21 protein-coding genes are annotated in these 24,335 nt (G+C 33.6%); 15 read left to right on the forward strand and 6 right to left on the reverse strand.

Features of this window, described 5'->3' with window-relative positions:
- Window positions 1–27 precede the first annotated feature (27 nt).
- Window positions 28–2,061 (forward strand): methyl-accepting chemotaxis protein, encoded by a 2,034-nt coding sequence (locus FS935_RS09530; RefSeq protein WP_146947912.1) that lies wholly within the window; start codon window positions 28–30, stop codon window positions 2,059–2,061.
- Window positions 2,062–2,227: 166 nt separating this feature from the next.
- Window positions 2,228–2,371 (forward strand): YjcZ family sporulation protein, encoded by a 144-nt coding sequence (locus FS935_RS09535; protein WP_146947914.1) that lies wholly within the window; start codon window positions 2,228–2,230, stop codon window positions 2,369–2,371.
- 48 nt (window positions 2,372–2,419) lie between these two features.
- Here the strand turns inward: FS935_RS09535 and FS935_RS09540 are convergent, their stop codons facing one another.
- On the reverse strand, window positions 2,420–4,321 hold the full coding sequence (locus tag FS935_RS09540) for a LysM peptidoglycan-binding domain-containing protein (RefSeq protein ID WP_158638581.1): 1,902 nt from the start codon (window positions 4,319–4,321) through the stop codon (window positions 2,420–2,422).
- 146 nt (window positions 4,322–4,467) lie between these two features.
- Here FS935_RS09540 and FS935_RS09545 point away from each other — a divergent pair, with 146 nt between their 5' ends.
- Window positions 4,468–4,755, forward strand: coding sequence for a DUF3817 domain-containing protein (locus FS935_RS09545; RefSeq protein ID WP_146947917.1), 288 nt, complete (start codon window positions 4,468–4,470; stop codon window positions 4,753–4,755).
- A 47-nt stretch (window positions 4,756–4,802) separates the two neighbouring features.
- Here FS935_RS09545 and FS935_RS09550 read toward each other — a convergent pair whose 3' ends face one another.
- Window positions 4,803–5,117: a LytA/YqiH family protein gene (locus tag FS935_RS09550; RefSeq protein WP_146947919.1), complete on the reverse strand. Its 315-nt coding sequence runs from the start codon at window positions 5,115–5,117 to the stop codon at window positions 4,803–4,805.
- Window positions 5,118–5,236: 119 nt separating this feature from the next.
- On the opposite strand from FS935_RS09550, the gene FS935_RS09555 reads away from it, so the two are divergent.
- Together FS935_RS09555 and copZ are read left to right on the forward strand one after the other, a co-directional pair.
- On the forward strand, window positions 5,237–5,569 hold the full coding sequence (locus FS935_RS09555) for a metal-sensitive transcriptional regulator (RefSeq protein ID WP_193559358.1): 333 nt from the start codon (window positions 5,237–5,239) through the stop codon (window positions 5,567–5,569).
- A gap of 12 nt (window positions 5,570–5,581) precedes the next feature.
- Window positions 5,582–5,785 carry a copper chaperone CopZ gene (gene copZ / locus FS935_RS09560; RefSeq protein WP_146947921.1) on the forward strand — a complete coding sequence of 68 codons (204 nt, stop codon included), beginning with the start codon at window positions 5,582–5,584 and terminating at the stop codon, window positions 5,783–5,785.
- A gap of 343 nt (window positions 5,786–6,128) precedes the next feature.
- Here the strand turns inward: copZ and FS935_RS09565 are convergent, their stop codons facing one another.
- A complete protein-coding gene (locus tag FS935_RS09565) occupies window positions 6,129–6,569 on the reverse strand; it encodes an Lrp/AsnC family transcriptional regulator (protein WP_146947923.1) in 441 nt (146 codons plus the stop codon).
- A gap of 121 nt (window positions 6,570–6,690) precedes the next feature.
- On the opposite strand from FS935_RS09565, the gene FS935_RS09570 reads away from it, so the two are divergent.
- Window positions 6,691–7,098, forward strand: coding sequence for a carboxymuconolactone decarboxylase family protein (locus FS935_RS09570; RefSeq protein WP_146947925.1), 408 nt, complete (start codon window positions 6,691–6,693; stop codon window positions 7,096–7,098).
- Between the two features lie 331 nt (window positions 7,099–7,429).
- Window positions 7,430–7,768: a zinc ribbon domain-containing protein YjdM gene (locus FS935_RS09575; protein ID WP_146947927.1), complete on the forward strand. Its 339-nt coding sequence runs from the start codon at window positions 7,430–7,432 to the stop codon at window positions 7,766–7,768.
- An 80-nt stretch (window positions 7,769–7,848) separates the two neighbouring features.
- Here FS935_RS09575 and FS935_RS09580 read toward each other — a convergent pair whose 3' ends face one another.
- Complete coding sequence (locus FS935_RS09580) at window positions 7,849–9,144, reverse strand: MFS transporter (RefSeq protein WP_146947929.1); 1,296 nt, start codon at window positions 9,142–9,144, stop codon at window positions 7,849–7,851.
- A 143-nt stretch (window positions 9,145–9,287) separates the two neighbouring features.
- Between FS935_RS09580 and FS935_RS09585 the strand changes: the two genes are divergently transcribed.
- The 5 genes from FS935_RS09585 to fumC all read left to right on the forward strand — a co-directional run bounded on the left by FS935_RS09585 (window position 9,288) and on the right by fumC (window position 18,274).
- Window positions 9,288–10,070, forward strand: a complete 783-nt coding sequence (locus FS935_RS09585) for a GNAT family N-acetyltransferase (protein ID WP_146947931.1) — start codon at window positions 9,288–9,290, stop codon at window positions 10,068–10,070.
- Window positions 10,071–10,541: 471 nt separating this feature from the next.
- Window positions 10,542–12,446, forward strand: a complete 1,905-nt coding sequence (locus FS935_RS09590; RefSeq protein WP_146947933.1) for an endonuclease MutS2 — start codon at window positions 10,542–10,544, stop codon at window positions 12,444–12,446.
- A gap of 354 nt (window positions 12,447–12,800) precedes the next feature.
- The gene (locus tag FS935_RS09595; RefSeq protein WP_146947935.1) at window positions 12,801–14,129 is read left to right on the forward strand and encodes an FAD-dependent oxidoreductase; all 1,329 of its coding nucleotides are present in this window, start codon (window positions 12,801–12,803) and stop codon (window positions 14,127–14,129) included.
- 143 nt (window positions 14,130–14,272) lie between these two features.
- Window positions 14,273–16,681, forward strand: a complete 2,409-nt coding sequence (locus FS935_RS09600; protein ID WP_146947936.1) for a putative bifunctional diguanylate cyclase/phosphodiesterase — start codon at window positions 14,273–14,275, stop codon at window positions 16,679–16,681.
- A 204-nt stretch (window positions 16,682–16,885) separates the two neighbouring features.
- Complete coding sequence (gene fumC / locus FS935_RS09605; protein WP_146947938.1) at window positions 16,886–18,274, forward strand: class II fumarate hydratase; 1,389 nt, start codon at window positions 16,886–16,888, stop codon at window positions 18,272–18,274.
- A gap of 337 nt (window positions 18,275–18,611) precedes the next feature.
- On the opposite strand, the gene FS935_RS09610 is transcribed toward fumC, so the two are convergent.
- Both FS935_RS09610 and FS935_RS09615 read right to left on the reverse strand, forming a co-directional pair.
- Window positions 18,612–19,955 (reverse strand): sensor histidine kinase, encoded by a 1,344-nt coding sequence (locus FS935_RS09610; RefSeq protein ID WP_146947940.1) that lies wholly within the window; start codon window positions 19,953–19,955, stop codon window positions 18,612–18,614.
- The gene (locus FS935_RS09615; RefSeq protein WP_146947942.1) at window positions 19,952–20,620 is read right to left on the reverse strand and encodes a response regulator transcription factor; all 669 of its coding nucleotides are present in this window, start codon (window positions 20,618–20,620) and stop codon (window positions 19,952–19,954) included. The genes FS935_RS09610 and FS935_RS09615 overlap by 4 nt, the downstream gene beginning before the upstream one ends.
- Window positions 20,621–20,895: 275 nt before the next feature.
- Here FS935_RS09615 and FS935_RS09620 point away from each other — a divergent pair, with 275 nt between their 5' ends.
- From FS935_RS09620 to FS935_RS09625, 3 genes are all read left to right on the forward strand, one after another.
- Window positions 20,896–22,134 carry a S1C family serine protease gene (locus tag FS935_RS09620; protein WP_146947944.1) on the forward strand — a complete coding sequence of 413 codons (1,239 nt, stop codon included), beginning with the start codon at window positions 20,896–20,898 and terminating at the stop codon, window positions 22,132–22,134.
- A gap of 218 nt (window positions 22,135–22,352) precedes the next feature.
- On the forward strand, window positions 22,353–22,508 hold the full coding sequence (locus FS935_RS23415; protein WP_158638582.1) for a hypothetical protein: 156 nt from the start codon (window positions 22,353–22,355) through the stop codon (window positions 22,506–22,508).
- 351 nt (window positions 22,509–22,859) lie between these two features.
- Window positions 22,860–24,323 carry a PAS domain S-box protein gene (locus tag FS935_RS09625; protein ID WP_158638583.1) on the forward strand — a complete coding sequence of 488 codons (1,464 nt, stop codon included), beginning with the start codon at window positions 22,860–22,862 and terminating at the stop codon, window positions 24,321–24,323.
- Window positions 24,324–24,335 lie beyond the last annotated feature (12 nt).

The raw sequence follows: 24,335 nt of genomic DNA on the forward strand, positions 1-24,335 counted from the left end.
TTGATTACATATGTGGGGGGATGAGTTATGAAGATCAAATCTAAATTCATAAAAAGAGAAAAAGTTATAAGGAAGCCTAAACAACCAAAAGATAAAAAGATGATGTTGAAACTTCCTCCTAGCATTAAAGGCATGACATTAAGATCAAGAATCATTATATTCCTGCTATTATTCACAATTATTCCCAGTGTAATTATTGGTAATGTTGTATATTTTGTTTCTAAGAATACGATTGAGAGTAAAGTTTCAACAATGAACGATGAAATTGGAACTCAGGTTACACAAAATGTTAATTATAAATTAGCTGAAATTGACAATTTATCTCTTGTCCCTTTTACTAATATAGATTTAATCGAACAATTAAAAAGTGATGATGGTTTATCAGAATATGAAGCTTTCAATATACAACGAACAGCCACAGAGTATTTGTCTGGTATTTCTTTCACAAATGAGCATGTAAAAGCTCTATTTTTTGTAAATAAAGAGAATAAGATTTTTGGAGAAAAAAGCTATGTGAAATCACTCGAAATAGATAGCTTTATATCCGATGTTCTTGCTAAAAAAGGTGATGGAGTTACAAGATCTGCGCAATGGGTTACTGGTTTCAATGATAACAATGAACTCCTATATTTATACCGAGATATTGAGAAAAATGGAACATTAATACTTGTTGCTGATCGGGCAATTTTTGAGAAGGTTTTTAGTGAAGGTAAAGATAATTCTGGTAGAGAAATATCGGTTATAAACGAAGATGGAACGATTGTTTCTAGTAATCAAGAAAAACTAATTGGAACAAAATATGACGCAGCTAAAGATAGTCAAGATCACCTTACTTCTATAAATGAAAGTGATAATGGTTGGCAAGTAGCTGTTTCTACATCAAAATCTTATCTTTTTAAAGAAATACAAAATGTTATTTATCTTGTTTACATCATTATTCTAGCATTTGTTGTCTTAGCACTTGTAGCAAGTATATTCCTAGCAAAAAGTATGATTAAACCTATACATGAGCTAGTTGGAGTTATGAAGCATGCTGAAGAAGGTGATTTAACTCATCGAGCAGAATATTTATATAAAAATGAAGTTGGACAGCTTGGAACTAGCTTTAATACAATGATCGATAATATTAGAGCAATGATCGATGAAAATAAACGAGTTTCAGCTTATGCTGTTAATCGAGCAAATGATTTGAAACGTATTGCTTCTGAATCAGCATCAGCTTCAGAGCAAATTGCATCTGCTATTGAAGACGTTGCAAAGGGTGCTGTGAGTCAGGTTGATTACTCAGAAAGAACAAATCGAGAAATGAAAGAGCTATCAAGTGAAATAAACGAAGTTTCCAATAATATGATGAAAGTTTCAGAGTTTACGGAAACAACGAAAAAAGTAAGTAGTCAATCGATTGAAACGATTAAAGAACTCACAGAGAAAAATAAAGAAATGGGTACGAATATTGGTCAAGTTGATACAACAATGGATGCGTTAAACAAAGAGATTTCACAAATAAAAGAAATTGTTGAAATGATTAAAAATGTAAGTGAAGAAACAAATTTACTCTCATTAAATGCAAGCATTGAAGCTGCAAGAGCTGGAGCAGCAGGACGAGGATTTGCTGTTGTTGCAGATGAAATTCGTAAATTAGCAGATCAAACTAAAACGTCTTCATTGAGAATTGAAACAGTTATCTCAAGCATTTTAAATCAAACAAAAAAATCTGTAGAGCTAGTTAAAACAACGATCACTCTCTTTAAAGAGCAAACATCTTCTATTAATAATACACAAGAAGCTTTTGAAAATATTCTAGAAGGTACTAACTCAATAATAGACGAAATTAATCATGTTGAAGTATCAATAAGCAAGATTAATCTTAATAAAGATAAAGTGGAAAGTGCGATAGGTGAAATGGTTGATGTTGCAGAGGATTCTTCAGCGACAACAGAGGAAGTAACGGCTACAACAGAAGAACAATCAGCAGCTGCAGACGAACTAGGCAATTTAGCATCAGCACTTTCAAGTACGGTTTCTGAATTAGAGCAAACAATCAATAAATTTAAAGTCTAAACATAAGGTTACGTCGTTGAATTTTATTGATATGAGTTACATTTCTCTTTGATCTATTGTCTCTCTATGAAGTAGTCTAATAAAAAGGATTAGGCAAACGTCTAGATCACTTTCTAGGTGAACTACATAAAGTATAAATGTAGATCATCTTGGAGGTGAAGAATTAATGAGTGGTGCAGTTGGTTATACAGGTGGATTCACATTACTTGTTGTACTATTTATCTTGTTAATCGTAGTTGGAGCTGGTGGATATACAGCTGGAGGATATGGAGTAGGTACACCAGGTTACGGCTATGGATATGGATATTAATAAATGATAAAGAGGCACTTAGTTGTGCCTCTTTTCTTATTAGATAAATTACTTTAGACCGGCTGCAATTTTCACCTTATCTTGATGAGAGGGATCAATTTGCCCGTCTTTGTGGCGTGTCGAATTTTTGAAATGAATATCAAAATGTCCGGTCATTCCGTTGTTACTAATATAATCAACATCATGTGGAGCAAAAGACATACTGGCCGCGATTTTTCGTCCATCAACTTCAACAATTACTGGGCGAGTAGACCAACTAAATCCACCCCAAATGCCTTTTGCAATCGTTGTATCAGCAGTTGTAACTGTTTCACAATCAGCATGGTTTGCCCCAATTGTTCGCTTAATTTTAAAGCTTTTTCCTGTTTGAAAATCAGTAATCGTGACAGTTTTACCAATAGGAAATACATATTGTGCTTCTGTCCACCAATCTAGATATTCCCCATGACGCTCACTAACCGTTTCTTGAACAGCAATTTGATGAACAGGAATGGTGAGCTTTTGACCGATTGAAAGCCTGCTTGATGTTGTTAATTTATTGGCTCTTAAAAGCTCGGCTTGTGGAATACCATATTTCACACTTAAATTCCATATATTATCCCCAGAAACAACAGTGTGGGTGCGATAAGAAACTGTATTTTCTTCTTTTTCTATAGCTTGATCACCAGTTTCAGGCTTTACTGTTCCTTTTATCAGTAAAGTTTGCCCAACAAAGATTAATTCTGACTTTAAAGAGTTCAAAGACATAATATCAGATGTAGTTACACCAAAGTTCTTAGCGATTTGTGAAAGTGAATCACCACTTTTTACTGTGTAGGTTTGTTGCGACTGCTGTTCCTTTAGTTGTAGCTTTTGACCAAGAAAAATATTATCCGTATGTAAATTAGTTATTTCCTTTAAATAACTTACAGTAAGTCCGTAGCGTTTCGCAATTCCAGAAAGAGTATCACCTGCTACAACAGTATAAGTAGTAGGAGTTGAAACATTATTGTTAACAGTGTTTGGCTCGTTAGTTGTCGGATTTGATATCTTTAAGGTTTGTCCCACAATAATCGTGGTGTTTGTTAATAAATTCAGGTTCATGAGTTCTTGAACAGTCGTGTTGAATTTTTTTGCAATAACAGATAAGCTATCACCACTTACAACTGTATATAGATCAGGTAAGGTGTCAGCTGCTTCCGTTTGCTTTTGAGATTCTACATGTTGTTGGCGAGGTATGTTAATTTTTTGACCAATAGTAATGAAATCTTTAGTCAAATTATTTTCTGATTTAATGGCAGCAACAGTTGTACCAAACCTTTTTGCCAAAACAGATAGGGAATCACCCGCTTGTATTGTATAGATTGTAGCATTAGTACCTGTATCTTCCAATGGTTTTGAAATGCTTGTAGGAACATATAATGTTTGTCCTGGAAAGATAACATCTGAATTCATATTATTTTGAGCTTTTAGTCTGTCAATAGAAACAGAATAAGCTTTAGCAATAACTGAGAGAGAGTCACCAGATTTTACAGTGTATTTTATTAATGGTAATTGCAACACTTGTCCAATTCTGATAGTGTTTGTTGTTAATTTATTGAAGGATGTTAACTCATTAGTGGTGATGTTATACCTTTTGGCTATAACACTTAAAGAGTCCCCACTTTTCACTGTATAAGTTAAAGCAGTATGAACTGTCATATCTGGTTCAGCTGCTTTTGCTGTTGTTTTTGAAGATATTCCGGAAAATGAAAACATACATACAATAATTCCACCGGCAACTACCTTTATCGTGTTAATTTTTAGATTAGGAAAACGACGTTGTGCATAAGAACTAATTTCTTCTTGACGAGTATTCGTTACTTCAGTACCTAATTCTGTTGCAAATTCTGTGTCAAAATCAGATACATATAAAATTAATGTGGCTCCGTCCTGATGATGTTCAACTTTATATTTATGCAAAAATTCCACAGCTACACCTCCACCTATAGTATGGAAAAAGATAAGGGAAATTATCCTAAGTGAGGGTGTTGTGAAATTGTCAAACTTAATTGTCATGATCTCTTTAAAAGCTTGTATAATGAAGAGAGAACGCTTTGAAAATTGGAGTTGAAAAGATGTTTCATTCATCAATTGGGTTATTGAGATTTACTGGTATTTTAGAAGGAGTTTCTTATCTTGTATTATTACTAATTGCGATGCCGTTAAAGTATTTTTTTGATTTTCCAATGGCTGTAACAATTGTTGGGGGCATGCATGGGTTCCTTTTTGTCATTTATGTGATTATGGTTGCATTTGTTAAATTTCAAAAACGCTGGTCTGTCTTATGGGGATTCTGGGCTGTATTATTAGCATTTATTCCTTTTGGTACATTTTATTTGGACAAGCAATTAAAAACAAAATAACTTCATGCTTTGTGTTTGCTAGAAGGGGTCTGATAAGTATAACTTTATCAGACTCCTTTTTCTTTGAAGGAAATCAATATATTTTGTGATGTATCTTTATTATGAATATATTCAATCATAAGCGGTTTATTTGTTTCAAATAATTCTAGCTGCTTTTTTTGTTTCTCACTAATTTGCAGAGCTAAAGGTTTATTTTCGATGATCACTTCGATAGAGTGGTTATCAATCAGACCTATATAAGTAGCTTCAACTGAGTTATTTTGTTGTTCAGTTGATTTTGCTGATGAAATAATTGTAGAGTCTGTAATTTGTCCGCAGCCTGCAAGTAAAGTAATGGATAATACGAAAATTGTACGTTTCATTGTTTCCTCCTCTTAAAACTTCTTTTCCTATAGATAATGTAAAAATGAAATATATATTCCTTTGAATAGTCCTAGGGGGTATATTAGAATAAAAGAAAGTGTTCATAGGAGGTATATTAGTGAATTCGGAGGAAAATAACCAAAGTTGCCATAATCATGAAGATAGTGAACATAGAAGTAGTCATCATTCAGAAAAAGTGAAAAAAAATCTTGTAACCAGATTAAACCGAATTGAAGGGCAAATCCGAGGTATTAAGTCATTGATAGAAAAAGATACGTATTGTGATGACGTGATTACACAAATTTCAGCAACACAGGCAGCGTTAAACAGTGTTGGTAAATTGCTACTTGAAGGTCATTTACGCTCTTGTGTAGTAGAACGAATTCAAGAGGGCGATGAAGAAATCGTTGATGAACTATTAGTTACCATACAAAGATTAATGAAAAAGTGAGGGTGAAATAAAATGGAAAATGTAACATTAAAAGTTGAAGGAATGTCTTGTCAGCATTGTGTGAGATCAATTGAGGGAAGTGTAAGCAAACTAAAAGGTGTAGCTTCTGTAAACGTGGTTTTAGAAAGTGGTACAGTAGCTATTCAGCATGAAGCTACAGTAACTCTAGAACAAATCAAGGAAGAAATTGAGGAACAGGGCTTTGATGTAGTTTAATTCTGATATGATGGGGAACATTGTAATAATATACAATTAGCAAACAGAATGCATGGGGTTATTCCTAATGCATTCTGTTTTTTTATATGACAATGTTCACAGCCTTTTAAATGACTATACTCTTTAAATTTTAGGCTCTGTTAAACTTTGTTGTTGATTTCCGTTACAGGCATTCGCTTTCCCGGGAAAAAAGTACCTTTTTTCCTAGGTCCGGGAGCCTCCTCGTAAGCTGCGCGCCTGTGGGGTCTCCCTTTGACACGCTTCTCTAAGCAGGAGTCTCATATATTCACCTCCAATCAACAATGTGCTAAAAATCAACATTAACCTTTAACATAGCCAAATTTTAAGATAAATCAAATGTTAAGGTCGTTTCAACTTGTGAAAAGATGAAGTGTGTGACGGTTGAAGCATAAGGATTAATGAAATTAATAAACTCTTCAGCTTGTGAAAAGCTTTCAAACTGCATTTTCAACATATAACAGGCCTGTCCAGCTATACGATAGCAAAACTCAACATGATGAAGATCTTCTATTACCTTTTTAAATGATTGATAATCACCATTTTTTACTGTTGCCTCAATGATACATTGAACAGGGTAACCCAATTTCTCGTAATCAACTTCTAAGGTGTATTTCTTGATTATACCAAAAGACTCCATTTGCCTTACCCTTTCCGTTACTGATGGAGAGGACAGATTAATTCTTCTTCCAAGCTCACTCATGGACAAGCGACTATTTTCGCGTAATTGATCGATTATTTTTCTATCTATTTCATCTATTTTCATATTTTATGAATTCATCCTTTTTTTGTTTGTTTAAGATTGAAATATTTGAAAATACATTTAAAAATTAATGTGAAACAAAAGATTAGTATTTTATCATTATTGTATATTGGAGGCGATAATGATGACAAGAATTAAAAACTCAGCCATAGGAAAAACACCTTTTCAAAAGCTATTAGGTCATAATCAAATGGTAATGGAAGCATGGTCAAATTTAGGAAACATATTAGAACAAGATGGTTACCTTTCATCAGGATTAAAAGAACAAGTTAGAAGGACTTTAGCACAACAAAATGGCTGTGAATACTGTAAAGCAAAAGGAAAGCCAGATCCAAAATCTTTTGATGAAAAAGCGTTGGTTGCGGTTGGTTTTGCAGAAGTTTTCTTAAAACAACAAGGTCATATTTCAGATTCTACATTTGAGATTTTAAGAGAGTGTTTTTCTGACAAAGAAATAAGCGAGTTAACGGCATTTATCACGTTTACAACAGCACAACAATATTTTGGGGCTATAATGGGTCTTGAAGGATAGTGTAATTATTTGAAGGTGCTCGAAATATTATCGAATTTTGTCGATAAAAGTCTAATCGAAGATAAATTCCTAAAATCGACGATAAATCCGCAGAATCGACGATAAATTTCCAGAATCGCTGATAAATCTGAAAAATCGCAGATAAAATTTTCTAGCGCTTATCACATGTAGTAGATTTTGTATCAAGTACGCAAATAAGTGTACATACCAACCAAATTAAGAGCAAAATTAGCCCGAAAACCTAGTGTTTCCTATGATAAGGTAATGAATCCTTCAACCTTTTCCACTTATAGTATAATAAATGGGAGAAAAACACTTGGAGGAACTACATATGGTAGAGTTACCGAATTGCCCTAAATGTCATTCACAATATACATACGAAGATGGAAGTCTTCTGATTTGTCCCGAATGTAGTCACGAATGGACGTTAGAGCTAGAAAACCAACAAAATGACGGGAAGATCATTAAAGATGCAAATGGAAATATATTAATTGATGGTGATTCTGTAACAGTCGTGAAAGATCTTAAAGTGAAGGGGACTTCATTGGTTGTGAAAATTGGAACGAAGGTAAAAAATATTCGTTTAGTAGATGGAGATCATGATATTGACTGCAAAATTGATGGGTTTGGTGAGATGAAGCTCAAATCTGAATTTGTTAAGAAAGCATAGTAACAAAGAAAATTCTGATATAAGAAAAAGACGTTCATTTCCCATTAATGAACGTCTTTTCTAAATTGCTCTACTTAGATTTAATTTCTCAATGTCTCACTTTTCACAGGCTGTTTCGTTGAAATAGCAGCAATGGCAGCTGCAACAGGTAAAATTAACGTTGCTAAAAGAATTTCCTCATATCCATGGAACATATCAAATGCTACTCCGAAAGGTAATGGTCCAAAAGCTGAACCAATGACCATCATTGTCATGGCAACACCCTTTATACTACCAATATGCTTTCTTCCGAAATAAGAAGGCCAAACAATCGCTAGTGTTATGCGTTCCAGTCCCCCTGTAATTCCCCAAACAACTCCAAATAAAATCGCCATAGGGATGCTATCTGTAAAAAAGATAATGATAATCATGAAAATCTCACCAATAAACACAATAGCTAATAATATATTTACTTTAACTCTTTCTAAAATAAATCCTGAAATAAACGTGATTGGGAAGCCTATAATTGCCATTAAGCTCAATATTAGTGCAGCTACAGCAGGTTTTATTCCACCTTCACCAAGAATAGATACTAAATGAAAGGTTAATCCTGTGTTCACTAAAGCAGGAATGGCTACGATAAAAAGAAGTAGCCAAAATGCAATTGTTTTCCTCGCTTCTTTTAGTGTCCAGTTTTCCTCTAAAATCGTTTCATCTTCCTGAACTTCCTGACCAGTTCTTTTCAACACAGTCGCATCATCTGGAAGTAATCCGATATCTTCTGGTTTGTTACGTGTAAATACATAAGCAACTGGAACAAAAATAACGAGCAGTAAAATTCCCCACACAGTCCAAGTTGTTTGCCAATCAAATGTTGTAATTAACCATGCGTTTATAATAGGGAAAGCTGCTGAGCTAATAAAGCCACCAATAGCCATAAAGCTAAAGGCACGCCCACGATATTTTATAAACCATTGTGGAACTAATGTGTTTGGTAGTAATGTCATGGAGCCTTGCCCAAATAATCGAATAAGGAAAAACCCAATAAACAACATAACCATATTTGAAACAAAGCTGTTCCAAAAGCAAGCAAGCGCAAGCATACTTCCAATAATAACAACCATTTTTCGTTGACCGTATTTATCAATTAATCGACCAACAAGAAATAACAAGATACCTGCTAGCAATGTTGCTGCTGAATAAATAGACGAAACAGTTGACCTGCTCCAGCCAAATTCTTTTATATATTGATCTATAAACAGTGAAATCGTATAGGTTTGACCAGGTCCTGAAAAAAATACCCCCATTGCTGATAGAGCAACAATGATCCAACCATAATAAAATTTTGTTTTTATTGGAGCCATATTGTGCTGTATCACTTGTTGAAAATAAGACATAATTTCTCCTCCCTTAGATGCACGTTTAAAATTATACCATTTTTACAGATTTGAAAAATAAAAGATTCATATATTTTAGTAGCTAGTATGCTTCAATACCTGATATGATTGAGAAAAAGCGCTTTAAAGGAGGCAATCCGTACATGAATGAACACTATATAGAAGCATTGGATATTGCTTACATTTCATCATTTTCAACAAAAATAAAAACAAGCTGGGGGTATTTGTTTTTAAATGAAAACCAGCCGGATTATTATGATGCCAATCATGCTCATATCTCTTCATATCTTGGAAATTACAATGAAATTGTTGATGAAGTTGTTTCCTTTTATCAAGCAAGAAACATTATTCCAAGATTTTATCTTTCACAATATGAAAATAATGAAGATTTCATTACAGTATTGAAACAAAGAGGCTTTGGCTTTGAAGAGTTTTCTAATCCAGTGCAGCTTTGGAATAAAAAAGTTGAGATTGAGAAAATTGGGAATGTCACGATTGAAGAAGTAACACTAGAGAATAAGCGAGAGGCAATTGATATTGAGTGCCAAATTCAAGAATTTGGTTGCTCTATTAGAGAAAAGGCCTTTGAAGAGGAATTTAGCAACCCAAATTATACCCATTATTTATTAAGATACGATGGAGTAGCTTGTTCAACGGCATGTGTTTTTTATCATAACAAAGATGCTCGGTTAGAAAGTGTTGCAACAATCGAAAGCTATCGTGGTAAAGGACTAGTTGGACAGCTTATCCACTATATCCAAAAAGAAGTTGAGCAAAAGCAGATCGAGCGATTTTGGGTTTTACCGATAAATGAAAGAGTGGAAAAGGTATACAAAAAATCTGGCTTTGAAACGATCTTAAATTTCAAAACAGGTCATGCGTTTCTAGGTGGAAAAAGTGTTGAAGAGATAAGAAATGGACTGTGATTTTTCCATACTCCGCTTTTCAACTATATTGACAATTAAAACGAGTATATGTTAATTTAAAAGTAACAAATTTTAGGAGATGTGTTTTGTGAGGGTTTCTGTTCTTAACTAATCGAAGTAAATACTTCAACTACATCATTCAACTTTAAAAATCTTTTGTTAGTAAAGGTTTATTTGAGTTTGTCTTATGTAGAAGGTTGAGAACAAAACGGTTATGTACAACACAATTGTGATCTCTTACATAGTGCTCGTATGAAAATCCGTACTTTGTTTAAGTGCGTTTTTTTATGTCAAAAACGCATACATGCAAAAAGTACGTTTTTCTATTTATGAAATTGGAGCAGTATGTCTAAATAAGAGATCTTAAAGGTGATGAACAGCCTATGTTCATCACCTTTTTGCGTTGAAGTAAATGTGTTTATTTGTGTGTAATGAAAAAAGTGAGTTTTTTAAAAATGGAGGATTAAAACATTGAACAATAAAGCAATTGAAAGTGTAGAGTTTAATAAAGTATTAAAGCAGCTTAGTGATTATGCGATGAGTGATGAAGCAAAACAAAGAGCACTGAATGTAACACCGTTAACAGATGAGGTAAAAATAAAAAGGAAGTTAAATGAAACAACAGAAGCATGTACAATTATTGAAAAGTCTGCAAGTATACCTGTTCATTCCTTAAAAGGTGTTTTGCAAATGATTACTTTAGTTGATAAAGGATACCTCCCATCTCCAGAACAATTTGAGTTTTTACGTGCATTTTTAGATAGTGTAAAGAAAATAAAACGATTTATGCTAAAGCAGGAATACAATGCTCCAACGATCAGTTCTTACGCATATTCTTTATATGAGCTAGATGAATTAACAGAAGAGATTTCACGTTGCATTCGAAACAATTCAATAGATGATTATGCAAGCAGATTTTTAACGAAAACGAGAAGCAAGATAGGAACAATTGAAGAAAAGGTGAAAACTAAGCTAACACAAATAATGAAATCTTCATCAAGCTATTTACAGGATGCAGTGATTACAGTGAGAAATGGAAGATACGCTGTTTCGGTAAAAAGTGAATTTAAACGAAAATTTCCAGGCACAATTGTTGATACATCATCAAGTGGTCAAACTGTATATATGGAGCCAAATGATCTTAACAAACTTCAAGATGAATTAGCTTATTTAAAAATTGAGGAAGAGCTTGAAATACAAAGAATTCTCGGCCACTTAACAGATTTAACAGCAACATATACAAAAGAGCTACAGATTAATGTTGAGGGAATGGTTTCTTATGATTTTATCTTTGCAAAAGCAAAGCTTAGTAAATTCATGAAAGCAAATGAAGTAATTGTGAACAAAAATGAAGGATTTGATATCAAGAATGCTAAACATCCTTTGTTAGGTCACAGTGCTGTTCCATTAACAATGACGTTAGGTATCGATTATCGTGCACTTGTGATTACAGGTCCTAATACAGGTGGAAAAACAGTTACAATCAAAACGGTAGGATTATTAGCGATGATGGTTCAATCAGGCTTACACATTCCTGCAAGTAGGGACAGTGTTTTTACTATAGTACACGATATTTTTGTAGATATAGGTGATCACCAAAGTATTGAGCATTCATTAAGTACATTTTCTTCACATATTCAAAATGTGGTGACGATTCTGAAGCAATCACGGAGAAATACACTTGTGATTCTTGATGAAATAGGCTCAGGAACAGATCCTAATGAGGGGATGGGTTTGGCAATTGCAATTTTAGAGGCTTTATATAATTCTGAAGCATTAATGATTGCAACGACACATTATAGTGAGATTAAAGAATATGCAGAAAGGGCACCTGGTTTTCAAAATGGCTCAATGGATTTTGATCTTGAAACATTACAGCCCCTTTATAAGCTTCTTATTGGGAAAGGTGGAGAAAGTCAAGCCTTCTCAATTGCTGAGAAATTAGGAATGCCAGAACAAATAATAAGCCGTGCGAAGAGAATTTCATATGGTAGTCCACGATCTAAACAAGGTATTGGTATTACACCTGAAATTACGGTAAAAGAAAAGACTCAACAGAAAAAAGAAAAGCAGAAGGAATCTACAGCAGTATCTTCATTCAAAGTTGGTGATGCGATATGGATACCACATCTACGATCAAAAGGAATTGTGGAAGCTGGTGCGAATTCAATAGGAGAGTTACAGCTCATTGTTAAAGGGGAGAAAATAAAGCTAAATCATAAAAGGGTAAAACCATTTATTGATCGTGAAGAGTTATATCCTGAGGAATATGATTTAGATCAGGTTTTTGATGCAAAGGATATTCGTAAAAAGAAGAAAATGATGAACAAGAAGCATGTTGATGGACTAACGATTGAATATGGTGAGGAAGAATAATATGAGGTGTGGTGTGTCGTATTTGTCGAAAATCTAATATATTTCTGATTTCAGCAAATAAATGAATCAAAACAGCAAATAAATATAGAAATTAGCAAATATAGCAGAAAAAAGAGCAAATAAATTACCGAAAACAGCAAATATGTTTTGTATATGCTAGGTGTAATCCCAATCAAAAGGGGATTACACCTTATCAAAAACACAATTTGTGAAAAACTTCACAAATAAGTATTGAAATTATCAAAAAGGTGGAATATAATAAAGTCATCAAGTGAATGTGAATATCTTCACAAACTTATGTGAAATAGTTCACAAACAAACTAAATTACGAAACAATTCTAGGAGGAAAAACAAATGAAAATTGCTGTTATTGGATGTACACATGCTGGGACTGCTGCAATCTCTAATATGGTGAAGCAGTACCCAGATGCACATATAAATGTTTATGAAAAGAATGATAATATTTCATTTTTATCTTGTGGAATTGCCTTACATGTAGGTGGCGTTGTGAAAGATCCAAATGGTTTATTTTATTGTACTCCTGAGGAATTAACCAATCTTGGTGTGAATATGTTTATGAAGCATGAAGTAGTTGATGTAAATATAGAAGCAAAAACAATTACTGCTAAAAACCTTGAAACAGAAAAACTAGTAGAGGATACATTTGATAAACTAGTTATTACAACAGGATCTTGGCCAGTAATTCCTAATATAGAGGGAATTACTATGGAAAATGTTTTATTGTGTAAAAACTTTCATCACGCGAACACAATTATTGAAAAAGCAAAAACTGCACAAAATATTGTTGTCGTAGGAGCGGGATATATAGGGATTGAATTAGTAGAAGCATTTGAAATGAGTGGCAAAAATGTTACGCTTATTGATGGTGAAGAAAGAATACTAAGCAAATATTTGGATGAGGATTTTACAAATATAGTAGAAGAGGATTTTCGAAATCGTGGAGTTCAATTAGCTTTAGGAAAATCTGTGACAAAATTTGTTGGAGAAGGAAATAAAGTGACAGCAGTTGAAACATCTAATGGAACATATCAAGCTGATCTTGTTATATTATGTATCGGTTTTAGACCTAACACTGGTTTATTCAAAGGACAGATTGATATGCTTGAAAATGGCGCAATTAAAGTTGATGAATATATGGTCACAAGTCATAAAGATGTACTTGCAGCTGGAGATAGCTGTGCAATTCATTATAATCCAACAGGTGAGCATGCATATATTCCACTTGCAACAAATGCAGTAAGAATGGGTACGTTAGTTGCGAAAAATTTGCTAAAACCAACAATCCGTTATATGGGTACTCAAGGAACATCAGGTATTAAGATTTACGATCAAAATATCGCTACAACTGGTTTGACAGAAGCGATGGCACTTCGTATGGGTATGAATGTGAAAAGCATCACAATCTTAGAGCATGATCGTCCCGAATTTATGCCATCATATGAGGATATAAGATTAAAGGTTGTATATGAAGAAACTACAAAGCGTATTGTTGGGGCACAGGTTATGTCTAAGGTGGATGTAACTCAATCTATAAATACATTATCTGTAGTAATTCAAAATAAAATGACAACAGATGAATTAGGCTTTGTTGATTTCTTTTTCCAGCCACATTATAACAAACCGTGGAATTTCTTAAATCAAGCTGGTTTACAAGTTATGTAAATAAAATATCTATTTTTCTATATATAAAACAAAAACCGCTAATTTTAAGCGGTTTTTGTTTTGGATAATAAGGTAAGCGTTATCATATTGTGTTATATTATAGTTAAAATTGTAGATATATATAAAGAAATTAGGTGATTGCGATGAATCAGGTAACTGAATTACTAAGCTTGATAGATAGTAAATATTACTTTTTGAATAATACGGGTATGATTCTAGCAATTATTTATATTTTCATTATATGTAGAAAAATTAAGCTCGGAAAAAAACCTGCTAGATTTTTGGATGCTGTTTTCATAGGCTTGTTAGTATGGACAGCTTTATTATTTATGCTTTTATCACTAAATATATCGATCTATGACGAAATTGTTCGTCTCAGTATTTCACTATTTATTTCAATCATTGCAATTTATTTTGTCCTTAAGGAAGCAAGAGGCTTTGAGCCTCTTACTATTAGGAGATTTTTTCTACTTGTCTTATCATTTACCTTTTTACTGCTGTTAGGTGAAGGGGTATTATATATTATCATTTTTAAAGATTTTATAGCTCTGCATTCTACTTTAATTATTATTACCTTCTTTCTAACTTTAGGAATTGTTTCAGCTGCATTAAGGTTGTTTTATCAAATTAATTCAGAGCTATTACATAAACGTGCCATGTTTCTTTCGATTATTGGGGGGATTTTTACTGGTCTAGGTGTTGCCGGTATCCCATATATGATTTTCATTGCACTTGTCAATTTTGAGAGTTTTTCAAGCAATCCATCATTAATAAGAGAGACGATCCTTATCCCATTTGCACTTGAGTTACTTTATTTGTTTATACTGGGCATTATTCCTAGTACATTTGGAGAAATGAAGCTTAGTGAAGAAAAGGAAAAGCTATCAATTAGCACACAACAATATGAATCATTATTTAAATTAAATCCGAGTGGAGTTATATTAGTTGATAAAAGTGGATACATAAAAAGTGCCAATCAAACAGCAATTAATCTACTAGGATATTCATCTGTAGAACTGATTGATCAGAAGTTTGATATCATTACAGGTGGAAATCATCATACTTTATATAACAATGTTTTAGAAGGGATTTATAGTGAGCAACATAAACGAATAGAAACCTCGCTTTATACAAGAAATAAACATGAAATCATTGTAGATTTAACAATTATCCCCATTATAGTGAAAAATGATGTTATTGGTGTTTATGGGATGTTTAAGGATATTACTTTAGAAAAAACAAATAAAGAACTAGTTCATTTTTTAGCTTATCATGATGATTTAACTCATTTGCCTAATAGGCGCTTTTTAATAGAAGAGGTAAGTTCTATTGTGGATGCTAAAACTTGCTTTACGATTTATTCACTGGATTTTGATCAATTTAAAATAGTGAACGACATATATGGTCATCATATTGGTGATTTGATCATTTGTGAAGTTGCCAATCGATTTGTCACAAATCTCCCTAAAAACTGTAGAATAGCGAGAATGGGGGGAGATGAATTTGCGATATTGCTCCCAGAAGTAACAAACTGTGAGCAAGTCGAGAGCTTGGCGAAGCAAATTTTATCTTTATTTGATAAACCCATTCATGTCTCAAATATCGAATGGAATTTAACGACAAGTATTGGAATTGCTACTTATCCTAAAGATGGTGACAAAACAGATGTTGTTTTCAAAAGTGCTGATATAGCTTTGTATCGATCAAAATCAAATGGTACAAATGGATATGAGTTTTATAGTGAAGAACTCAATCAGGAGATTATTGAATTTGCATTTTTAGAGCAAGAATTGAAAAAAGCTATAGAAAATGAAACCATTCAAATTTTCTTTCAACCAAAATACAATGCAAAAAGTGAAAGCTTTGTTGGGGTAGAATCTTTAGCGAGGTGGACATTAGAAGAAAGGGGAGTTATATCTCCATCAACCTTTATTCCGATAGCAGAAAAAAGTGGATTAATTGTACAGCTTGATCAATATATACTCAAAAAGGCTTGTATACAATTTAAGAGTTTAATTGAAGAAGGCTATGACCTCAAAGGGTTATCCGTAAATTTTTCTCAGCTTTTATTTTATCATGATCATATAGTTGATTTTGTTCTTGAAACGTTAAAAGCTGCAGAACTTAGCCCGGTGCAGCTAGAAATAGAAATTACTGAAACGATCGCTATGTACAACACTGCTTATACACTGAATATATTGAATGAACTAAAGTCTCATGGAATTAGAATAAGCTTAGATGATTTCGGAACAGGTTATAGCTCAATCAGCTATTTAAAGGTATTACCGATAGATTGCTTGAAAATTGATAAATCATTTATTAATGATTTGATTGTTGACAAACAAAGTGATGCATTAGTCATAACCTTGATTTCAATGGCAAACATTCTAGAAATCGATGTTATTGCTGAAGGAGTAGAAACAATAGAGCAAGCAGAATTCTTATTTAAACATCATTGCTATGATATTCAAGGCTATCTATATAGCCGTCCCCTTCCACTTGAAGAAATGAGAACTTTATTACAACAGGGAAGTAGTAGACATATCGTTTGATTCTAGATGCAGAGAAAATAACTAATGGAAGCAGACCAATCGTTTTAGATCTGGTCTGTTTTACTTTCTATTAAATGATTGGATACAGGCAATTTCCATGTGATGGATCCGAAGAAATTCTGAACCAATAAGCAATCTTACTTTAATAAATCCATAAAAACCCATACAATAGATATGTGGGTTCAATTTATTGGAGGTGTGTGTATGGATATTCGTATAGAAAAAGATACGATGGGTGAAATTCAAGTACCAGCTGATAAGTATTGGGGAGCACAAACACAACGAAGTAAACAGAATTTTGAAATCGGTAACGAGAAAATGCCAACAGAAGTTATTACAGGCTTTGCAATTTTAAAGAGAAGTGCTGCAATTGCTAATGAATTTTTAGGGAAATTACATAAAGATAAAGCACAAGCCATTGTAGCTGCTTGTGACGAAATAATAGATGGAAAACTTCTTGATCATTTTCCACTAGTTGTTTGGCAAACTGGAAGTGGAACTCAAAGTAATATGAATGTAAATGAAGTTGTTGCTAGAAGAGGAAATGAAATTCTTCGTGATAAAGAAATTGATCTGAACATTCATCCTAATGATGATGTGAATATGAGTCAAAGCTCAAATGATACGTTTCCAACTGCCATGCACATTGCTGCAGTGATCGCTGTTCAAACGAAGTTAATGCCAGCTATCGATAAGCTATCAGAAACATTAGATGATAAAGTCAAACAGTTTTCAGATATTGTAAAAATCGGACGTACACATCTACAGGATGCAACGCCTATTACATTAGGACAGGAAATTAGTGGTTGGGCTCATATGCTGCATCAAACAAAGGAAATGATTGGTCAGTCCCAAGCATATATGAAAAACCTAGCTATTGGTGGCACAGCAGTAGGAACAGGAATCAATGCACATCCTGAGTTTGGAGATCGTGTTGCTAAAGAAATTAGTCAGTATACAAAGCATAGCTTTTTGTCTTCAACTAATAAATTTCATTCATTAACAAGTCATGATGAAACGGTTTATGCACATGGTGCGTTAAAAGCATTGGCTGCCAATTTAATGAAGATTGCCAATGATGTGCGGTGGCTTGCGAGTGGACCAAGATGTGGTATCGGTGAAATAACAATACCAGAAAATGAACCAGGAAGCTCGATTATGCCTGGTAAAGTAAACCCTACCCAAAGTGAAGCACTCACAATGGTTGCTGTTCAAGTGATGGGAAATGATGCGGCAATTGGTTTTGCAGCTAGTCAGGGTAATTTTGAATTAAATGTCTTCAAGCCTGTTATCATTTATAATTTTTTGCAATCTGTTCAGCTACTTTCAGATGCGATAATTTCCTTTCATGATCATTGTGTAATCGGAATTGAAGCGAACTTACCAGTTATCGAACGTTATTTAAACGATTCTTTAATGTTAGTAACAGCATTAAATCCTTATATAGGCTATGAAAATGCAGCAAAGATTGCAAAATTAGCACATAAAGAAGGATTAACACTTAAAGAAGCGGCAGTTAGATTAGATCTTTTAACAGAGAAGCAGTTTGATGAATATGTTAAACCTGAGGAAATGACATATCCGAAGGGGTAAGTAAAGAGGCTGGGACATAATTAAAGAAGTCATACACAAAGACGAATAAATCGAAATTCAGTTAAGTTGAAAGAAACAAGTTCGTTCCATTGCGCTGCAGACATAAGATTCGCCGGGGAGGAAGCTAAGCCTCCTCGTAAGCTGCGCGCCTGTGGGGTCTCAGCCTTTCCTCTGCACCCGCAGGAGTCAAATGTCTTCCGCTCCATTCCACTAGTTCTTAAAATTGTATGCAAAATCAAAGAGTTTATTGAAGGCAGCAAATAAAAACCCGAAATATTAGGAGAATAATTAATTGAAATATCTCCTAATATTTCGGGTTTATCATTAGCTTAACTACTTATGTTTCAGCCACTTTTGGAATTTTTATATAAAAAGCAGCACCCTCATCCTCATTTACTGCCCACACCTCTGTGTCATGTAAATCTGCGATTCGTTTGACAATACTTAAGCCAATTCCGAACTCTCCTTTATGACCCTTTTGAAAGGGCTCAAAAAGCTGATCTATTAGATTGCGATCAATTTCTGGTCCATCATTCCATAATTTAAAGATAACTGTTTCATCAACAGCTGTAAGTGATAGTTTAATTGTAGTATCTGCATAACGTAAAGAATTTTCTAGCAAGTTTTCAATTAGCTTTTCCCACTGATCAGGATCACCTAAAGTTGTTGTTTCTTGTAAATATAACTGCCAATTTAAATCAGGCTTTGCCCATTTGATTCTTTCAACTTCATCCTTTATTAGTTGATCAAGGTTAAATATTGTTTTAACAGGCTTACGAGTTGATAAAAAATCGAGCTTTGTTAGATATAATAAATCTTTAATTTTTTTCTCAAGTTTTTCTGATTCCTCTTCAATAACATCCATTGTACTCGTTAAATCACCTTTAGGAAAAATCCCATCATTTACTGACTTTGCATAGCCTCTGATTACCATCACAGGTGTTTTTAAGTCATGAGAGATATTTTGTAAAAGTGTTTGCTGTGTTTCGTCTTTACGCACAAGATGCTGCCTCATTTTTTCGATCGAGTGACCGAGTTTGCCTATTTCATCATTTCGCTCTACTTCAACTGGTTCATGCCAATTTAAATCAGAAAAGCTTGTTACATGTTTTTCAAGCTTTACCAATGGCTTTGTTAAATATCTTGCAAGCCAAATGGAAGGAATCCAGCTTAAGAGGAAAACAATCAGCATAATAATCATAAGCTGACGAAATAAAGTAAAAACAAGGTCATTACGGTAGGAATCCCAGGAATATGAGAGCAAATAGCTGGGCTCACCATTAACAACAATTTTACGAATAACATAAAAAAGCGTTTGATCTTTTAAGTTCTTTTCATAGCGTTCTACTGAAGCTATCTGATTAGCTGCTAAAAGCTGAGTTTGCTTGATAAATTCTATTGGCAGCTCCTCGGAATACAAGAAATAGCGGCTTTGTATAGGTAAAATAAGGTGATCAACAGAACGATCCTTCTGTTTTTTCTCCGTAAATTCTGCTGCAGCATTACCGGGGTTTCCGTATTCTGTTAATACTAGCTGCTCATTTTCAATCGTTTTATAAATTTCCTGTGTAAAAAAACTACGCAAGGTTGTTGGAAATAAAATGATTAATAACAATGAAATAACTAATAAAATACCTGAAAATACAAGCCAAATTTGAAAAGCTAATGGTTTGTTTTTCATCCCTTTAACATCCTATATCCAAATCCATAAATCGTTTCCACCTTTAACTCAGGCATCTTTTTTCTTAAGCGTCTAACAAGATCATCAACAACACGATCTGTGCCAAAATAATCATCTCCCCACAAACTCGTTAAAATTTGTTCGCGAGAAAATGCTTGACCTTGATTGTGTAGAAAAAGCTGAAGTAAATCAAACTCCTTGGATGTTAGTGTAAGTTCCTTGTCATTTAAATAAACAAGTCTAACTTGTTCATCAATTTGATAGGGAGGCAAACTTGTAAGGGAGTTTTTCTCTTTTTCTGAATACGTTCTTGAAAGTAATTTCTGTACTCTTATCACAAGCTCTCTTGGTAAAAAAGGCTTTGAAATATAATCATCACTTCCAAGCTCCAAACCCAGCACCCGATCAATATCAGCATCTCTAGCTGAAATGAAAATTACAGGAATCTCAGGAGTTGCTGCTTTAATTTCTCTTATTAATTGATATCCATCTATGTCAGGTAACATAATATCTAAAATCCATAAATGTGGTGGCTGACTGATCAGCTTTCGTGCTTCTTCACCTGTTAAACAGGAGGAAACTGACCAGCCTTCGTTTTTTAAGTACATCGTAAGAAGCTCGTTTAAGTTTGTCTCATCTTCAACTAAATACACGTTATAACTCATCATTTCACTTCCTCTCAAAGCTATTATACATTGTACTATTTAATAGTGTGTTTTTTTCACAATTTCCCATAATTCTCTCATCATTCTCCCAAACTCTTTTTGTATTCTTAGCTTAAGCAAAAAGATGATTTAAAAAGGAGAATCATTATATGAGAGCTGTTATATTTACTGGCTTATCTTTATTACTAATTTTAATCGTTATTGGTGGATTTGTAAGTTCACAAGGAGCTTAAAAGGTATTTTATAGATAAAAACAAATACTGGAGGAATAGATAATGGGTTATTATGACGAAACAGATATTACACGGGAAAAAACAAAATCACGCAGAAGTGTAAAACCATTTTTTTCAACACTATTAAGTGGTGTAGTTGGTGGCGCACTAGTATTGGGTGTTACAACATACAATCATCAAAACGAGGAACAAGCTATATCAGCCAACAGTAAATCTGTTGTCGAATCTTCTCTTCAGGAGAAAAATACAAATACCTCATCACCTGTTACAGCGGAGGAATTATCGACTAATTCAGGCTCAATAGCTGATATTGTTGATAATCTTGGGCCGGCAATTGTTGGGATTACACAGATGCAGGAAGGTAATAATTTTTTCGGTAATGAACAAGGTCAAAGTGTAGAAAGTGGTACAGGTTCAGGTTTTATCTTCAAAAAAGAAGGTGATGTAGGTTATGTGTTAACAAACAATCATGTAATAGAAGGAGCTTCATCAATTGAAGTGACGTTATATGATGGTGAAAAGGTTTCAGCGCAGCTAGTCGGAACTGACGCATTGACGGATATCGCAGTATTGAAAATTGATGGTAAGCATGTGACAACTGTTGCAGAGCTTGGTGACTCTGAGGCACTAAGAACTGGAGAAGATGTTATTGCGATTGGTAATCCATTAGGTGAGGAGTTTTCCCGAACTGTAACACAAGGAATCATTAGTGGAATTGACCGAACTATTGATGTAACAACATCTGAAGGAGATTGGGCATTAAATGTATTACAAACTGATGCTGCAATTAATCCTGGTAATAGTGGTGGTCCACTAATTAATATGGATGGACAGGTTATTGGAATTAATAGTTTAAAAATAAGTCAAAATGGCATAGAAGGACTAGGCTTTGCAATTCCGAGTAACGAAGTTCTACCAATTGCTGAAGAACTAATGAGCAGCGGAAAAGTCCAAAGACCATTTATTGGAGTAGGCCTTGTGGAAATGAGTGAAATACCTGCTGCTTATTTACAAGAAAATATGAAACTGCCAAATGATGTGAAGGATGGAGTTGTTGTTGGTAATGTTTCACCAGGTTCACCTGCAGCAGAAGCAGGTCTTCAACAACAAGATGTGATTGTATCTATGGCAGGACAAGATATTACAAGTGGTAATGATTTAAGAAGAATTCTCTATACTGAAACAGAAATTGGTGAAAAAGTAGATGTTACGTTATACAGATCAGGCGAGAAAATAACAGTTAAAATCATGCTTTCAAATCGTGATGCTACAAATGCTTAAAGGTAGAAACTAAGTTACTCGTAATATAAAGAAAAGAAGGTCGTCTAATGAAATTATATCTATTTTTGAAGATGTAATTTCATATAGGCGGCTTTTTTAATTATTTTTGTGAATTTGCTGCTATCTTACTTTACGTAAAGAACTCAAATCAAATGTTACTTTTACTGTATAGTTTCAAAAATACTAGGGAAATATTATCACGATAAGGAGTGATACCATTGAAAAAGCAAAATGACCAAGTTCCAGAGGATAAAATTGCACCTGGTATGGATGATGATTTTGAATTAAACCAAAAAGCAACAGAAGAAGAAATTCAAAATGAAGAATCAACAAAAGTTGTGACATTGTCGTATGATGAAGTAGATCCATCATAATTTTTAAGTAGAAGAAAATAGCTAAAAGAGAAAAGGTTTGAAGGCTTATTTGAGCTTTCAAGCCTTTTTTATATGGTGATACGAACAGAGATAACAAGATTTTACTTATCTATTACTTTAATAATCCGAGCCTATTGACTATCTTTTAAGTGAAACTCAGAATATAGCATCATTATTAAATAATTAGCGCCTATTTTTCTATAAGTTATGACTGTAAGGTCTAAAAACAACAAGTTTACGGAAATATCCATAATAATAAGTAAATGTAAATTTACAAGATTGGTTTATTAACTTAAGATAAAGAGATAAATATCTATGTGATGAATGATCAATCCATGGAAGGGGAACATCATGAACGCCATAACGAAAAGTATACAGAAAGAAAAACTTGAAGCTTTTCTTGATCAAAGTGAATTCTTCAATCAACCATTATTTGAGGAACATCCTGAAGGGTATTTTGCATTAAATTTAGAAGGAAGATTTGTTAAGGTAAACAAGGTTTGTGAAGAGCTAACTGAACATACAAAAGAAGAACTGTATCAATTCACATATGAAGATCTTGTTTACGGTGAAATAGAAAATTTCCATTACATATTTAACAGGATTAAACAGGGCGATATTCAAAAATACGAATGTACTATAAAAACAAAAAGTCATAATAACCGAGACTTAGAAATAACAAAGTCTCCTATCATTGTAGATAACGAGATAATTGGTGTTTATGGCATTGCAAAAGACATTACACAATTTAATCAACAGAAAATGTTTCTTGAGGAAAGTGAAAGGTTGCATCGAAGCCTTGTAGAGCATTCACCAGATGGTATTATCATTACACAGGACGATGAATTAGTTTATGCGAACAAAGAAGCTAGCTTGTTACTTGGAGCAGTAAGTAAGGAAAACGTTATTGGTAAAAATATTTATGAGCTTTTCCCTAATAGCAAAGAGAAAATTATGGTGGAATTTATTGAGAATGCAGAAAAGGGAATGCCTTCATCACTGTACGAAGAAACATTAATTCAGTTTGATGGGTCAAAAATTGATATTGAAATGAAGATCATTCCTACTATATTTAGAGGTGCGAAAGCGATTTACTTTATTTTAAGAGATATAACAGAAAAGAAGTTGAATCATCAACTGATGATTAATTCAGAGAAATTATCTGTTGCTGGACAATTAGCAGCAGGAATAGCACACGAAATTCGAAATCCGATTACAGCCATCAAAGGATTTTTGCAATTAATGGAGGGAGGAAATGATTACAGAAAAGAATTCTTTCCAGTGATTACAGCAGAAATTAATCGAATTGAGTTAATTTTGAGTGAGCTACTGGCACTTGCTAAACCTCAATTAGATAATTATCAACTTGAAGAAATCATTCAGATTTTACAGCATATCGTTGCATTAACAAAATCTCAAGCCATTTTACATAATATAAGCATTGAAACACAATTTAACAGTAAACAAGCACATGTGTTTTGTGATGAAAATAAACTCAAACAAGTTTTTATTAATTATATTAAAAATGCCATTGAAGCAATGAAAGACGGAGGCACTATTACCATAACGGCTAAAGAGGAAAAGAATTATATTGTGGTTCAAGTTAAAGATGAGGGACCAGGAATACCAAAAGAAATAAGAGATAAAATCGGCACGCCTTTTTTTACAACAAAAGAAAATGGAACGGGATTAGGACTTATGGTCAGCAATGAAATTATCAAGCACCATAAGGGAGAGGTGAAGGTTGATAGCTCTTCAACAGGTACAACCATTACAGTCAATCTTCCAATCTCAAAGACAATAGGAGTTTCCTAATAGAAAGAGGTT

Source organism: Metabacillus litoralis, from assembly GCF_007994985.1.
In the GTDB taxonomy this organism is placed as follows: domain Bacteria; phylum Bacillota; class Bacilli; order Bacillales; family Bacillaceae; genus Metabacillus; species Metabacillus litoralis.